6 protein-coding genes and 4 pseudogenes are annotated in these 14,339 nt (G+C 63.2%); 5 read left to right on the top strand and 5 right to left on the bottom strand.

Annotated features, from left to right (window positions below):
- Positions 1–400: 400 nt before the first annotated feature.
- Positions 401–4,408, top strand: a complete 4,008-nt coding sequence (locus KB879_RS19795; protein ID WP_249221166.1) for a BTAD domain-containing putative transcriptional regulator — start codon at positions 401–403, stop codon at positions 4,406–4,408.
- 135 nt (positions 4,409–4,543) lie between these two features.
- On the opposite strand, the gene KB879_RS19790 is transcribed toward KB879_RS19795, so the two are convergent.
- The gene (locus KB879_RS19790; RefSeq protein WP_249221165.1) at positions 4,544–4,906 is read right to left on the bottom strand and encodes a UTRA domain-containing protein; all 363 of its coding nucleotides are present in this window, start codon (positions 4,904–4,906) and stop codon (positions 4,544–4,546) included.
- A gap of 86 nt (positions 4,907–4,992) precedes the next feature.
- Between KB879_RS19790 and KB879_RS19785 the strand changes: the two genes are divergently transcribed.
- The 3 genes and pseudogenes from KB879_RS19785 (at position 4,993) to KB879_RS19775 (ending at position 8,803) form a co-directional block, all read left to right on the top strand.
- The gene (locus tag KB879_RS19785) at positions 4,993–6,309 is read left to right on the top strand and encodes an adenylosuccinate lyase family protein (protein ID WP_249221164.1); all 1,317 of its coding nucleotides are present in this window, start codon (positions 4,993–4,995) and stop codon (positions 6,307–6,309) included.
- A 27-nt stretch (positions 6,310–6,336) separates the two neighbouring features.
- A pseudogene (locus tag KB879_RS19780) lies at positions 6,337–7,529 on the top strand (cation:dicarboxylate symporter family transporter); the annotation flags it as partial.
- Positions 7,486–8,803 (top strand): annotated as a pseudogene (locus tag KB879_RS19775) (sensor histidine kinase). The pseudogenes KB879_RS19780 and KB879_RS19775, both read left to right, overlap by 44 nt.
- Positions 8,804–9,046: 243 nt before the next feature.
- Here the strand turns inward: KB879_RS19775 and KB879_RS19770 are convergent.
- Entirely contained in the window at positions 9,047–9,616 is a 570-nt protein-coding gene (locus tag KB879_RS19770) for a YdeI family protein (RefSeq protein WP_211979640.1), read from the bottom strand.
- Positions 9,617–9,956: 340 nt separating this feature from the next.
- Here KB879_RS19770 and KB879_RS39440 point away from each other — a divergent pair.
- Positions 9,957–10,115 (top strand): annotated as a pseudogene (locus tag KB879_RS39440) (cupin domain-containing protein); the annotation flags it as partial.
- Between the two features lie 134 nt (positions 10,116–10,249).
- On the opposite strand, the pseudogene KB879_RS19765 reads toward KB879_RS39440, so the two are convergent.
- The 3 genes and pseudogenes from KB879_RS19765 to KB879_RS19755 all read right to left on the bottom strand — a co-directional run.
- Positions 10,250–11,452 (bottom strand): annotated as a pseudogene (locus KB879_RS19765) (2-isopropylmalate synthase); the annotation flags it as partial.
- A 26-nt stretch (positions 11,453–11,478) separates the two neighbouring features.
- Positions 11,479–12,576 (bottom strand): amino acid dehydrogenase, encoded by a 1,098-nt coding sequence (locus KB879_RS19760; RefSeq protein WP_013952106.1) that lies wholly within the window; start codon positions 12,574–12,576, stop codon positions 11,479–11,481.
- A gap of 247 nt (positions 12,577–12,823) precedes the next feature.
- Positions 12,824–14,221, bottom strand: coding sequence for an amino acid permease (locus tag KB879_RS19755; protein WP_211979639.1), 1,398 nt, complete (start codon positions 14,219–14,221; stop codon positions 12,824–12,826).
- Positions 14,222–14,339: the final 118 nt, after the last annotated feature.

Below are 14,339 nucleotides of genomic sequence, written 5' to 3'. Positions count from 1 at the left end.
TGGCCGCCGCGAGCGACGACTATCCTTCCACCTTGCACGGTTCGAACGCCGGGCGGCGGTTTGAGGCACTGGGTACGTGATCTGCCGCCTGGCATACGTGTTGGTGCCGCCCGGATTTCCCATCCTTTCGAACGGGTAAGCCACGTTTGGAGTACGGCAACATCACGATTCCAACTATCGTTGCCTGACGTCATCAATCCGTGAACTGCGGGCGGGGTCGCGTAAAAACGCCGTAAAAAAAATTCTCATGAAAGCGGCCGCATCTTGCCGGGTAGCCTGCACATGAGGCCGGATTCGAGTCGGCAACCAAGCCTATGCCTACCCCGACCCATTTCAGGACGAGGTGAACCTGAAGAAGTGACCTGCAAAAGACCGGTGGGAGGGCAGTCTTCATTGATGCGTGAAAGTCGCGCCGGGCGGACTAGACTTTTTGAGAGCGACGCTTCACCTCACGCACGACATGGCCCGGCTCAAGATAGAAGTCCTCGGAGGCTTGCAAGTCCGGCTTGCCGGACAGCATGGATCGCTCGCTTTTCCCACCAGGAAAAGCAAGGCCATCCTGGCCTACCTTGCCCTGTCGCCGGGGATGCTGCGGTCGCGAGAGCAACTGGCAAGCGTGCTTTGGGAGCGCAGTGCGGAAGAGCAGGCAAGGGCCAGTTTGCGGCAGACTCTGTCGAGCTTGCGCCGGGTCCTGCCGAACGCGCCCCCAATCTTGAACGCGGAGCCGGATGCCATATGGCTTGACGGACAGTTCGTGGAAGTCGACGCGCTGCAATTCACGAGCCTCGCGACTGAACGATCTCCTGACTCCCTGTCGAAAGCTGTTGCACTCTATCGGGGCGCCCTACTCGATGGTTTCAGCCTTCGTGAAGAACCGTTCGAGCAGTGGATGATCATCGAGCGTCGCTGGTTTCATGAACGCGCCGTGGAAGTGTTCACCGAACTCGTCGGCCATTACGAACAATCTGGCGAATTTGATCGTGCAATTGCGACGGCAAGCAGAGTATTGGCCTTGGACCCGTCACTCGAATGGGCCCATGCGCTGCTTATGAGGCTGTATGCGAGGACGGGACGCCGGAACGCTGCTGTCCGCCAGTACCAGGAATGCGTCCGAGTGCTCAATACCGAACTCGGCATTGCCCCGGCCGAGAGCACTCAACGTCTGGCTGCTCAAATCCAGCAGGATTCAGGCGGAGCTAGAGAGCCTGCAGGTCCGGCCGTGGCTGTCGGGGAACCGGCTAAGCAGTCCGGGATTGCGTCGCGCGCTGGCTACGCAGCGGATAGCGCAACGGCATTCCCGGCGGAGCGCAAGCACCTGAGTGTGCTCTGCGCCCGCGTGCGCGAACCCATCAGCGTCATCGATCAGGAGACGGCACTTGAGCGCGTCGACGCTGTATTGAAGGCAATGGTCGACTCCGTTCAGCGATTCGGCGGCCTCGTCACCCAACTCAGAAGCGATGGTGTCACAGCACTATTTGGAGCGCCCGTCGCACACGAAGAGCATGCGGTGGAAGCCTGTTATGCAGCGCTCGCGATGCGCGCACGCATTTCGGCACTCATTGAGCGATCCCTGGATGTGCGAATTGGCGTACATTCCGGCGAGGCTGTCGTCCGGACGATTGGCGACGAGGGGTCGCAGCACTATGACGCGCTCGGCTCCGTACCGCAGATCGCGAATCAGATCGATGTCGCGCTCGCGGCCGGAGAGATCGGCGTGAGCGCGGACACGGCGAGATGTGCCGAAGGGTTCATCGAACTTTCGGATCTTCGCGCGAGATCGCTTCCTGGTGCGACGCCCCCCCTCGAGATCTTCACGCTGGGGACAAAGTCCGAGTTGCGTCTTCGCTGGAACGCTCGTACCGTACGCGGCCTCACGCATTTTGTCGGTCGCGACACAGAGATGGCCAGTTTGCAGGGGATGCTTGCGCGTGCCGGACACAGCGCTGGCCAGGTATGCGCCGTCGTCGGGGAACCGGGCGTGGGAAAGTCTCGCCTCGTGCATGAGTTTGTCAACTCGGAACAGGCGGCCGGGTGGACAAAATTCGAAACGGGCGCGACATCGCGCGACACGAGCGCGATCTATCTTCCCCTGGCCAATCTGCTCCGGACGTGGTTCGGCATCGGGACGCATGACACACTGGATGGGGCCGCCGAGAAGCTTCGTCGCGGCGTCGACGCGGTCGACCCGGCGCTCGCCTGGACGTGTCCTGCGCTGGCTGCAATGCTGGACCTACCGCCGGATGATCCGCAGTGGGACATGGCGACTCCGCCGCAAAGGCGCAAGCGCACACTCGAAGCGATTGCCTCTCTCATGATCCGAGCGAGTGAGCACCGCCCATCGATCCTCGTTGTCGAGGATCTGCACTGGATCGATGACGGCACGCAGGCCGTGCTCGATCATCTCGTCGACTTCATCGGTGCGTCACGCGTGATGCTTCTCGTGACCCATCGACCCGAGTATCGGCACACATGGTCTGGCAAGAGCTATTTTGCCCAGCTGCACGTGGACAGTCTCGGCACCGAAGGCGCGAAGCAGCTGCTGCAGTCGCTGCTCGGCGACGGCAGCGAGCTTTCCGCCCTTAGGCGTCACCTGATCGAGCGCACGGGATGCACACCGTTTTTCCTGGAAGAATCCGTTCGTGCGCTCGCAGATTCGGGCGCACTGGTTGGCCAAAAAGGCGCATACCAGATGGCGCGAACGATAGACACGTTCGATATTCCATCAACCGTGCATGCAGTTCTCGCTTCGCGGATCGATCGCCTGTCCGCGCAGCAGAAGGCCCTTCTGCAGATGGCGGCCGTGATCGGCCATGAATTTCCCGTCGATCTTCTTGAGCCGATAGCCAATCTCGATCGCGAGCGGCTACTCGATCTGCTCGCCGATCTGCAAGCGGCTGAATTCCTCTATCAGACCCGCTTGTTGCCGCATCAGCAATATACCTTCAAGCATGCGCTCACGCATCGAGTCGCATATGCAAGCGTACTCAAGGAGCGAAGACGCCCTATTCACGTGCAGCTTGTGGGCGTCATCGAGCAACTTTACACGCAACGTCTTGACGAGCATGTCGAACTCCTCGCGCATCACGCGCTTGCTGGCGAACTTTGGGACAAGGCTGTTCACTATCTGTACCAATCCGCGGGCAAGGCGCTGCAGCGGTTCGCGTATCAGCAGGCCGTTGATCACCTGAACAGAGGGCTCGAGATCATCCGGATGTTGCCTCGTTCTCCTGCGCTGCTCAGGCAAGAGCTCGAGTATCAAAAGGTCCTTGGCGTGACCATGATGGCAGCGAAGGGTTGGGCGGCAAAAGAAGTCCTTGACGCGTATACGCGAGCAAGGGCGCTCTGCGAGGAGCTTGGAGACGAGAGCGAACTGTTCACCGTACTGCGGGGAGAAGGACAGTATCGGATGATCCGTGGTGAGTCAGAAATCGCCCGCGAACTTGGTAACCGGTGCGCAGCTCTGACCGCGGGCTCGCATGATCCCGGGATGCAAATCGAGACGCATCATCTTTTCTGGACGAACAGCTTTTTCATGGGGGAATATGCTGCTTCAGAGTTTCATAGCAGAAGCGGAATGGTCCTTTACGAGCGAGAGCGAGACCACCCGCTGACATTCAAATACTCTGGACATGATCCTGGTGTGTGCTGCCGGTGCTTCACCGCGCTGGTTCAGTGCCTGCGTGGATACCCGGACAAATCACTGGCGATCTGCGACGAGGCGCTGGGGCTCGCGCAAGAACTCCGTCATCCACTGACGACCGCTTTGACCTATTGGGCATGCAGCTTCGCGCATATCTTGCGGGGCGAGCCTGAACTGGCGAAGCAGTGGGCTGCACGGGAAATTGCAGTTTGCGATGAGTACATGCTGCCCTTGCTGCTGTCGCAAGGTAAGTTTCAGCTGGGTTGGTCGCTGGCGCAAATGGGCGATCTCGACGAAGGCATAGAAAGGATGCGGGAGGGAATTTCAGCAATCAGCGCAACCGGTGCGGAAATGGGGCTGCCATACTTCAATGCGCTGCTTGGCGAGGCGCTTGGCTGCGCGGGCAAACCAGAGGCAGGGCTCGTCGAGATCGATCGGGCGCTCGCCGCTGTCAATCGTCACGGCGGACGCTTCCAGCTATCGGAAATGCTGCGCCTGAAAGGCGAATTGCTTGCGACTCGGCACCCCATGCAACGAAACGAAGCACTAGCGACCCTTCACGAGGCAATCGCCGTTGCACAAAGACAGGGCGCGGGTCTTCCCGGGCTTCGGGCGGCGATCAGCCTTGCCCGTCAGTTGGCAGCAGCGGGCGACATTCAGCATGCATGCGCCGTGCTACAGCCCGCCTGCGACAGCATTAGGGAAGGAAGTGACCTCACCGATGTGCGCACCGCGCAGACGCTCCTGGCTGAACTGAAGAATCGCTAGCGCAAGACACTAAACTTCGCTACACCGGCTGAACGATTCCATCAAGCTGTTGCATCGACCGGTTGAATCTGCAGTGGGGAAGCGCCACCCAAACCGAAGATGCAAAGGCCGCTCCCCGCCCAAAGCAGCATTCGCCTACGAAGTGGAACGCTTCAATCGCATCAACACTGAAAAGCTGTCCGCCGGATGCACCGTCGCCGTAACCTCGAAGGTCTGCCCGTCGGCGTCCAGATAGCGCCGGACGATTTTCAATACCGACGCACCCGGTTCGAGCCTCAGCGCCTTCGCCACGGTTTCGTCGGCGAGGGTCGACGCGCTTACGTCCTGCTCGATCTCGGCGATCTGCCGCCCGTAGCGCGACTCGATCAGCGTGCTGACAAGTGTGTCCGGCGACGCGCGCACCATGTCGCCAATGTCCGTGTAGGCAGGATCGATATAGACATCTGTCCAGGCTATCGGCATATCGGCGCGGCCATCGCGACCATCGTTCAGGCGCACGCTCGAGACACTCCATTCCTGCGATTCCCGCCGCCAGCACCGTTGTCGACTCCGCCCTCATCCGCGATGCCTTTGGCACGAAGAAGATGCGCCAGATCTTCTCCGACGGTGCGCTGGTGCAGCGCTATATCGACGTCGAGGTCGCGCTGGCCAAGGCCGAGGCCCGGGCAGGCGTGATCCCGGCGGAGGCGGCCGAGGCCATTGCCCGCGAATCGCGCATCGAGCGCATCGAGCGCATCGACTTCGACCACATGCGCGAGGAAACCGACATCGTCGGCTACCCGATCCTGCCGCTCGTGCACCAGCTCGTGGCAATGTGCGGGGAGGCCGGACGCTACGTGCACTGGGGCGCCACCACGCAGGACATCATGGACACCGCCGTGGCACTCCAGGTGCGCGACGCGCTCGACAGCATCGACGCCGACATCCGCGAGCTGCGCGCCATTCTCGCCGATCTCTCGGCCAGGCACCGCAACACGCCGATGGCCTGCCGCACCCACCTGCAGCAGGCGCTGCCGGTGACGTTCGGCTACAAGACCGCCATCTGGCTGGCCATGTTCGACCGCCATCAGCAGCGTATCGCCGAACTGCGCCCGCGCGTGGCGGTGGTGGAGTTCGCCGGCGCGGCCGGCACGCTGGCGTCGCTGGGCGGACAAGGCGACAACAAGGGCTTCGCGGTGCAAGAGGCGCTGGCTGTCGAGCTGGGCCTGGGGGTGCCCGCCACCACCTGGCACGTGGCGCGCGATGGCTTCGCCGAGGCGGTCAACCTGCTGGCGCTGGTCACCGGCTCGCTGGGCAAGATCGCGCTCGACATCATGATCATGGCCTCGACGGAATTCGCCGAAGTCTACGAGCCCTTCGTCAAGGGCCGCGGCGCGAGCAGCACCATGCCGCAGAAGCGCAACCCGATCTCGAGCGAACTGATGCTCGCAGCCTCGAAGGCGGTGCGCCAGCACGCGGGCCTGATGGTCGACGCGATGGTGCAGGACTTCGAGCGTGCCACCGGTCCCTGGCACGCCGAATGGATCGCCATTCCGGAGAGCTTCATCCTCACCTCGGGCGCGCTGCACCAGGCGAAGTTCGCGCTGGGCGGGCTGATCGTCGACGAAGCCCGCATGCAGCACAACCTCGGCATCTCGCGCGGCCTGATCGTGGCCGAGGCCGTGATGATGGGCATGGCCCCGTACATCGGCCGTCAGCAGGCCCACGATGTGGTCTACGACGCCTGCCGCGCCGTCAACGAGAGCGGCGGCAGGCTGGCCGACGCGCTCGCCGCGCTGCCGGAAGTCACGAAGCACTTCGACCGCGCCGCCATCGAGCGCATGACCGACCCGGCGAACTATCTCGGTCTCGCGCCGCAAATGGTCGACCGCGCCCTCGAATTGTCCCGCAAGGTAGCCTGACACAGGCCCACGGTGGAGGAAGACATCATGCACAACGAAACCATCCAGACTCCCGCTGTTCCGCCCGCACCGCCTGTGGCCCCGCGACTACCCTGGTACCGCAAGCTCGGCATGCAGGTGCTCGTCTCACTGATCCTCGGCATCGCCGTCGGCTTCGCGTTTCCGAAGTTCGCCTCGCAGCTCAAGCTGCTGGGTGACATGTTCCTGTCGCTGATCAAGGCCGGCGTGGCGCCGCTGGTGTTCCTTACCATCGTCCACGGCATCGCCTCGGCGGGCGACGTGAAGAGCGCCGGGCGCGTAGGCTGGCGGTCAATCCTGTACTTCGAGGTGATCTCCACCATTGCGCTGGTGGTCGGCATGTTCGCCGGCAACCTGCTGGAGATCGGCACGGGCATGTCGCACGTCGCCGGCACGCCGCCACGCCGGTCACGGCCAAGACCGCCGCACCGCAGGGTTTCCTCGAGTTCATGATGCACATCGTGCCCGACAACTTCGTCGGCGCCTTCGCCAAGGGCGAACTGCTGCAGGTGGTGGTGCTCGAGGTGATGGTGGGCATCGGCATCCTCGCCATTCCCGAGGCACGCCGCGCGAAGATCAACGACGGCCTCGCCTCCATCTCGGAAGTTCTCTTTTCATTCATCAACCTGGTGATGAAGCTGGCGCCGATCGGCACCTTCGGCGCGGTGGCGTACTCGGTGGGCAGCAACGGCGCCGCCGTGCTGGTCGCGCTGGCGCAGTTCGTGGTGAGCTTCTATGCGGTGGTGGTGCTGTTCATCGCCGTGGTACTCGGCATCGTCGCGAAGGTGGCGGGCTTCAGCCTGTGGCGCTTCCTGCGCTACATCAAGGACGAGATCCTGATCGTGCTGGGCACAGCGTCGTCGGAAAGCGCGCTGCCGCGCCTGCTGATCAAGCTCCAGCGCCTGGGCTGCGCCAAGCAGACCGTCGGCCTGGTGCTGCCGACCGGCTATGCGTTCAACCTCGACGGCACCTCGATCTTCATGGCGATGGGCGTGATGTTCATCTCGCATGCTTACGGGGTGCCGGGTCGTTCGTGGTGTTTGCGGCCACGGTGACGTCCACCGGGATGCTGCCGGTGGAAGGGCTGGCGGTGATCTTCGGGCGTATACCGCTTCCTGTCGATGGCCATCGCCACTTGCAACACCATGAGGGCTCGCTGTGCTGTCGCTCGCGGCCGCGGCCGCTTCATTCTACGTGCTGCGCCACGAAGTCGATCGGATGTCGGACAGTGCGTTGCAAGAAACGGCGCAGCGCCTGTTGCCGCTCGCTATCATGGATATCGTCGGGCGCGATGCGGATGGCGATGACGATGGCAGCCGCCGTATCGCAGCCGTTCGCCCGCACGACGAATTGCTGACCTACGCGGTTCGCGATGACAGGGGCAGGCTTCTGCTGCGATCGCACGACGCCGATATCGCCATCTTCCCGCCTGACCTGAAAGCGGGCTTCACTTCTACGGCGTCGCACCGGATTTACGCCGAACCGGGCTTGCAGGGCACGATCTCCCTGATCATCGCCGAGCCGCTCGCCACGCGCCGGCATGCAGTGATTGAAGCCGCGCTCGCGGTCGCCAGGGTCCTCATCCTGTTTCTGCCGGTGGGCCTGTGTGGCATCTGGCTGATTGTCCGCACCGGGCTACGGCCAATCCGGCGTTTCTGCGGCAGCATCGCTGCACGCGGCCAGAACGACCTGACACCGCTCGAAAAGAAGGAACTGCCGACGGAGGTCGCTCCGGTTGCCGACGCGGTCAATGACCTGATGGCTCGCCTGGAGCGCGCGCTGGCTGCGGAGCGTAGCTTCACTGCCAATAGCGCACACGAGTTGCGCACCCCGATTGCCGCAGCCCTCGCGCAGACGCAGCGCCTCATGGCCGAAATGCCTTCCGCCGCCATGCGGGAACGCGTGCAGAATGTCAAGAGAGCCCTGCACGCCCTGTCGCGGGTCAGCGAAAGGCTCATGCAACTCGCGAAGGCCGAAAATGGACGCGTGCCCGGGGACGCGCCGCAGGATCTGCGCCCGGTACTGGAGCTTGTCGTCGAGGATTTTCGGCGCGTTGCATCTGCGAAGGCCGATCCAGCTCGACCTGCCCGACCAGCCCGTGCCGTCGTGGATCGACCCGGACGCATTCGCCATAGTCGTGCGCAATCTGGTTGAAAATGCGCTCAAGCACGGTGCGCCCGGGAGACCGGTGGGGATTGTGCTGTCGGTCACCGGTACGCTCAGTGTAAGGAATCAAGGACCAGTGCTGCCGGACGATGAACTTGAGCGCCTGACGAAACCGTTCGAGCGCGGCGCGACTACAGCCAAAGGCAGCGGGCTTGGCCTGGCGATCGTCGAAGCGATTGTCCGCGGCGCGGGTTCGGTCCTTACGCTGCGCTCACCGGTTCCCGGCTGGCAGGACGGCCTGCAGGTGACCATCGATGGTTTGCCGCTTGCGCCCGCGAGGCCGATGCGCGAGAAGGCCGGTCCAGCGTAATCAGTTGGGATGATCTGCATCGAACTTCGGTCGTTCGCAGATGGGTCCGCGAATGACCGTGACGGGTCGAATACGGAAGCTGGCCGTGGGATCGCCAGCATGGCCGGCACCCGGCTTCAAGCTTCCGGGCTCGGCCAGTCTCTGTCGCTTACCCGTACGCGCTGCACGCGGCGGCCATCGGCCAAAACGGTCAGTAGAGGTGACATGCCCATGTGGCGAAAATTCCGCCAGAAGTGAAAGGCTCTAGGGATAGAAGGCCTCACCGCGATACAGCATGTTGACGAACTCTTCGATTTTGCGCGCCCGGGTTTCTGGCTTTTTGGCATTCTGTACGCGAAACAGGATGGCATAGCGGTTGCGGCTATCCAATGTTGCAAAGAACTTCTTGGCTCTCGGATTTGCGTCCAACGCTACCTGTAAGTCGTCCGGCACTATCGACTTACTTGCTGACGCGTAAGCTGCCTCCCAGCGGCCGTCCTTCTTAGCTCTCTCGATCTGCGTCATGCCAGGCGGGCGCATCCTCCCTGCGGCGATCAGCGCTTCAGCCCTGTCTTTGTTTAGCTTTGACCAGATGCTTTTTGCCGAGCGTGGCGTGAAGCGTTGCAACCAGTATTTCTCGCTCTCGGCCTGTTTTTTACCATCAATCCAGCCATAACATAGAGCGCCTTCTAACGCCTGTTCGTACGTTACGGTTGGCTGTTCGGCTCCTTTCTTCGCCAGGCGCAGCCATGCTCCGGTCGAAGTGCCGCCGTTTTGCGCCAACCAGCTTTCCCATTCGATCTGGCTGATAAACGTTAGAGGGAATTCAGTCATGTCACTATACCGGACGGTTGAATTCTGAGCGAGGGGCTTCGTCCGAAGTCTAGCAGCGTTTATATGGACCTCAGCATCCAGGTCGGCCGAAGGCCGGTCGCCTTTGGCCCGGACGTGACAAGCTTCTAGCGGCGGGCATCGGTCCGTTCAAGGCCACAAGCCGCCATTCACATGCGTCGTCATTCGGACGTTCACGCGTCGGCTCCGCCCCGTAACCGGTCATCCGATTGTTAGAAGCGCCTCCCTTCATTGGCCTGCCCGATCACCCGGGCGCGGCATGCCGATAGCGGGTCGTGGAGGGCGATGTCGGAAGCGGGCATGGGACCCCCTGGGGTAACCCGAGCACCTGTCGGTCCAGTCAGGGTCAATGACGGTGCGCTCAGGCGGGGAAGAAGAGAGGCTGAAACATGGGTAGACCGCCCGCTATGGCGCGGACGTCGCCCATGCCATCACCAATCCGGGCAAGACGGTGGCGACGGCGCTGCTGGTGGTCAATCATGCTGCGCGCCTCGCGCGGCTACCGGAGCTTTGGCGTCGGCTTGTCCCGACGTTCGGGAAGCAGACGGCGCTGTCTTGAGCGCCGCCTGCGGTAGCTCCCGGCGGCGTGGCCGGGAGCGCTTATGAAGCGCCGACCGTACTGGATTCCGCCACGCCGAGGGCAATGTGCCTCAGATCGTCATCGGTAATCGCGGCCTTCGTATCCGCCAGTCCCTTGAAGCGGGCGAAGGCAGCGGACAGCCCTTCGTCGTCGGGAAAATGCAGCCCGAGTTCCTGAACCCTGTGCTTGAAAGCATTCCGGCCGGAAAGCTTGCCGAGCACGAGCGCGCCCTTGTCCCATCCAACATCTTCCGGCCGCATGATTTCATAGGTCTCACGGGCTTTCAGGATGCCATCCTGGTGGATGCCTGACGCATGTGCGAAGGCATTGGCACCGACCACCGCCTTGTTCGCCGGAACGATGAACCCCGTGGCCTCGGCAACGGCCCTGGAGGCAGCGACCAGATGCGTGGTGTTCACGCCAACGTCAAGTCCGAACAGGTCACGCCTGGTCTTTACCGCCATGACGACCTCTTCCAGGGACGCGTTGCCTGCGCGTTCGCCAAGCCCGTTGATGGTGCACTCGATCTGCCGGGCGCCACCGTACTTGACGGCCGCCAGCGAATTGGCAACCGCCAGGCCGAGGTCATTGTGGCAATGCACCGACCATATGGCCTTGTCGGAGTTGGGAATGCGCTCGCGAAGCTTCCGCAGTCCCTCGGCAAATTCGACGGGCATGGCATAGCCAACGGTATCGGGGACGTTGATCGTGGTCGCCCCTTCCTTGATGACCCCTTCGATCACGCGACAGAGGAAATCGGGGTCCGATCGACTCCCATCCTCGGGGCTGAATTCCACGTCGTCCGTAAACTGGCGCGCGAAGCGGACGGCAGTGCACGCCCGCAGATACACCTCCTCCGGGGTCATGCGCAGCTTCTTCTCCATGTGCAACGCCGACGTGGCGATAAAGGTGTGGATGCGGGATCTTCTCGCGCTCCTCAACGCATTGGCGGCTCGCTCGATATCGCGCTCATTGGCACGGGCGAGCGAGCAAATCACGCTGCCCTTCACTTGCCCGGAAATCTCCCGGATGGCGTCATGGTCCCCATCCGAGCTGGCTGCAAAGCCAGCTTCGATGACATCGACGTTCAGGGCATCGAGATATTCCGCGACCGCGATCTTCTGCCTGACGGTCATTGCCGCGCCAGGCGACTGTTCGCCATCGCGCAGGGTGGTATCAAGGATGACGAGCTTGTCGCTGGCGCTGGTCGAACTGTGGGGCTTCGGGAATTCGTTCATCGGCTTCCTCCTGGTCGACGTGACGCTCAGTTCGGCCCGATGCCACGCGACAACACCTCGTGCGCCCATGTCACCGCCGCGCGCGCCGGCGCCTGGCCGGTCGACTCCACGCGTTGCGCCAGCCTGAGCACCCGTTCGCGGATGCCTGCCACTTCGTCGCGCAGGGCCGATTCGTCGACACCGCCGAGGTATTCCCGGGCGCAACTCACGATGCCGCCGGCATTGATGAGGAAGTCGGGGGCATAGAAGATCCCGCGCTGGTGCAGGGTGTCGCCTTCGGCGAGCGAAGCGAGTTGATTGTTTGCCCCGCCGGCGACGACCCGGAAGCGGCAGCTTTCGGCCACGGCCGGGGTGATGACGGCACCCAGCGCGCAAGGCGCGAATACATCGGCGTCGACGGCTGTGATGGCTTCCGGCGATACGACGCGGGCGCCAAACTGCTGTTGCGCCTGCGTCGTGCGGCCGGCGTCGATATCGGCCACGGTCAGGGTGGCGCCCGCTTCATGGAGACGGCGGCAAAGCTCCCAGCCCACCGAACCCAGTCCCTGGACGGCCACGGACAAGCCGGCGAGCGACTTGCGGTCCAGGCGATACAGCGCCGCCGCCTCGATGCCGACGAACACGCCGTATGCCGTCCACGGCGAGGGATTGCCGCCGAAGCCGCCGTCGCGCGGCATGCCGCTGACGTAGCGGGTCTCGGCCTGGACGGCACGCATGTCGTCCACCGTCGTGCCGACGTCCTCGGCCGTAATATAGCTGCCTTGCAGCGACTCGACCATGCGGCCGAAGGCGCGGAAGAGTTGCTGGCGGTCGGTCTGCGCCGGGGAACGCAGGATCACCGCCTTGCCGCCACCGAACGGCAGCCCGGCGAGGGCGTTCTTGTAGGCCATGCCCTGTGACAGGCGCAGCGCATCGGACAGCGCGTCGACTTCGGCGGGATAGGCCCAGTACCGGCAGCCGCCGAAGGCGGGGCCCAGTCTGGTGTTGTAGATGGCGATGATGGCCTGCAGGCCGGATTCCGGATCAGTCGCGAGCGTCACGCGCTCGTGGGACAGGCCTTCGCAGGTGCCGAAAAGGCGGACAGCGGCCGCCGCGTGGGTACGGTCGTTCAACTTCTTCTCCATGACGTGGGGAATGCAAAGCTGTAGCTCTGCCTTCCTTGACACACCGCCTGGGTTACAGTGCGGTGCGGCGTTGATGGGGCGGGGAGCCCCAATCCCGTTCGGCTGCGGGCGATCTTGTCGCGCCGGCGCCGGGTTGGCATCTTACCCAGTTTCTCGGTGCGGGCGGGGCTGGGGTTTTCGCTTACTCCAAGGTCGGCTTCCACATCCGCTTACCGTGTCTCGGGACTCTTACGGCCAGCACCGCGTGCTACCTGGTGCCACCGTGCAGCACCGCGTTGCGGCGCGCGTACAGGAAGTAGATCGACAGGCCGATCCCCAGCCAAATGAGGAAAGCGATCCAGGTCAGCGCTTGAAGGTGCGCCATCAGGAACAGGCAGAAGCCCACCGATAGCAGCGGAACCACCGGCACGCCGGGACAGCGGAAAGCTCTCGGCAGCTCGGGACGGGTCCGGCGCAGCACCAGCACCGCGATCGAGATCAGCGTGAAGGCGGAGAGCGTGCCGATATTGATCAACTCGGCCAGCACATTGAGCGGCACGAATGCGGCGATCATCGCGAACACGATGCCGACGGTCCAGGTGGCAAAGAATGGGGTGGCGTGCACCGGGTGGACCGACGACAGCTTGGCGGGCAGCAGGCCGTCGCGAGACATGGCAAAGATGACGCGAGTCTGGCCAAAGGTCATTACCAGGATCACCGTGGTCATGCCGAGAATGGCGCCCAGGTCGACAAAGCCAGCCACCCAGTTCTGTCCCGCGTACTGCAACACCAGCGACACGGGATGGTCGATGCCGGCGAACTTGGCGAAGGGAACGACGCCAGTCATGATGGCCGCGACTATCACGTATAGCACTGTGCAGACCGTCAGCGAGCCGATGATGCCGACCGGCAGGTCGCGGTGCGGATTGCGCACTTCCTCGGCGGCTGAGGTCACCGCATCGAAGCCGATAAAGGCGAAGAACACCAGCGCCGCCGCATTGAAGATGCCGGATACCCCGAACGGCGCGAATGGCTGCCAGTTGGCCGGCTTGACATGCCAGACGCCGACCGCGATGAACAGCACCACCACCGAAATCTTGATTGCCACCATCAGGTTGTTGAGACGGACCGACTCGCGCACGCCGCACGACACCACCCAAGTGGTGATCAGCATGATTAGGAAGGCCGGCAGGTTGAACAAGGTGTGCACGCCCGGCACAGCCCCCGGAGCCGCCGTCAGCGCCGCCGGCAAATGCAGACCGAAACCCGCCGCCAGCGACTGGAAGTATCCCGACCAGCCCACCGACACCGCCGAGGTAGCCAGGCCGTATTCGAGCAGAAGGTCCCAGCCGATCATCCAGGCAATGATCTCGCCCAGAGTCGCGTAGCTATAGGTATAGATCGATCCCGACACCGGGATGGCGGAGGCGAACTCGGCATAGCACAGCGCGGCGAAGCCGCAGGCCATGGCCGCGATGACGAAAGACACGGTCAGCGCCGGGCCGGCGGTCAAAGCGCCGGTGCCGGTCAGCACGAAGATGCCGGTGCCGATGATGGCACCGATGCCCATCAGCACGAGGTCCACCGGACCCAGCACCTTCTTCAGGCTGCAAACGCGTCTGTCCACCAGCATGGCGTCAATGTCTTTGGTTCGGAACAAGCTCATATAGGTGTCTCCTGCATGTGCTGCCGAGCGATCGCACGGGCCCGCGCCGGAGATGGCGACGAGTCATGCGGGCGCGAAGGCATCCGGGCAGCGTGCTGCCGGGGTCGACGGCACGGCT

Origin of the sequence: Cupriavidus sp. KK10, from assembly GCF_018223725.1 — a bacterium.
GTDB classification, from domain to species: Bacteria; Pseudomonadota; Gammaproteobacteria; order Burkholderiales; family Burkholderiaceae; genus Cupriavidus; species Cupriavidus necator.
This window is presented reverse-complemented; position numbering and strand designations above follow the sequence as displayed.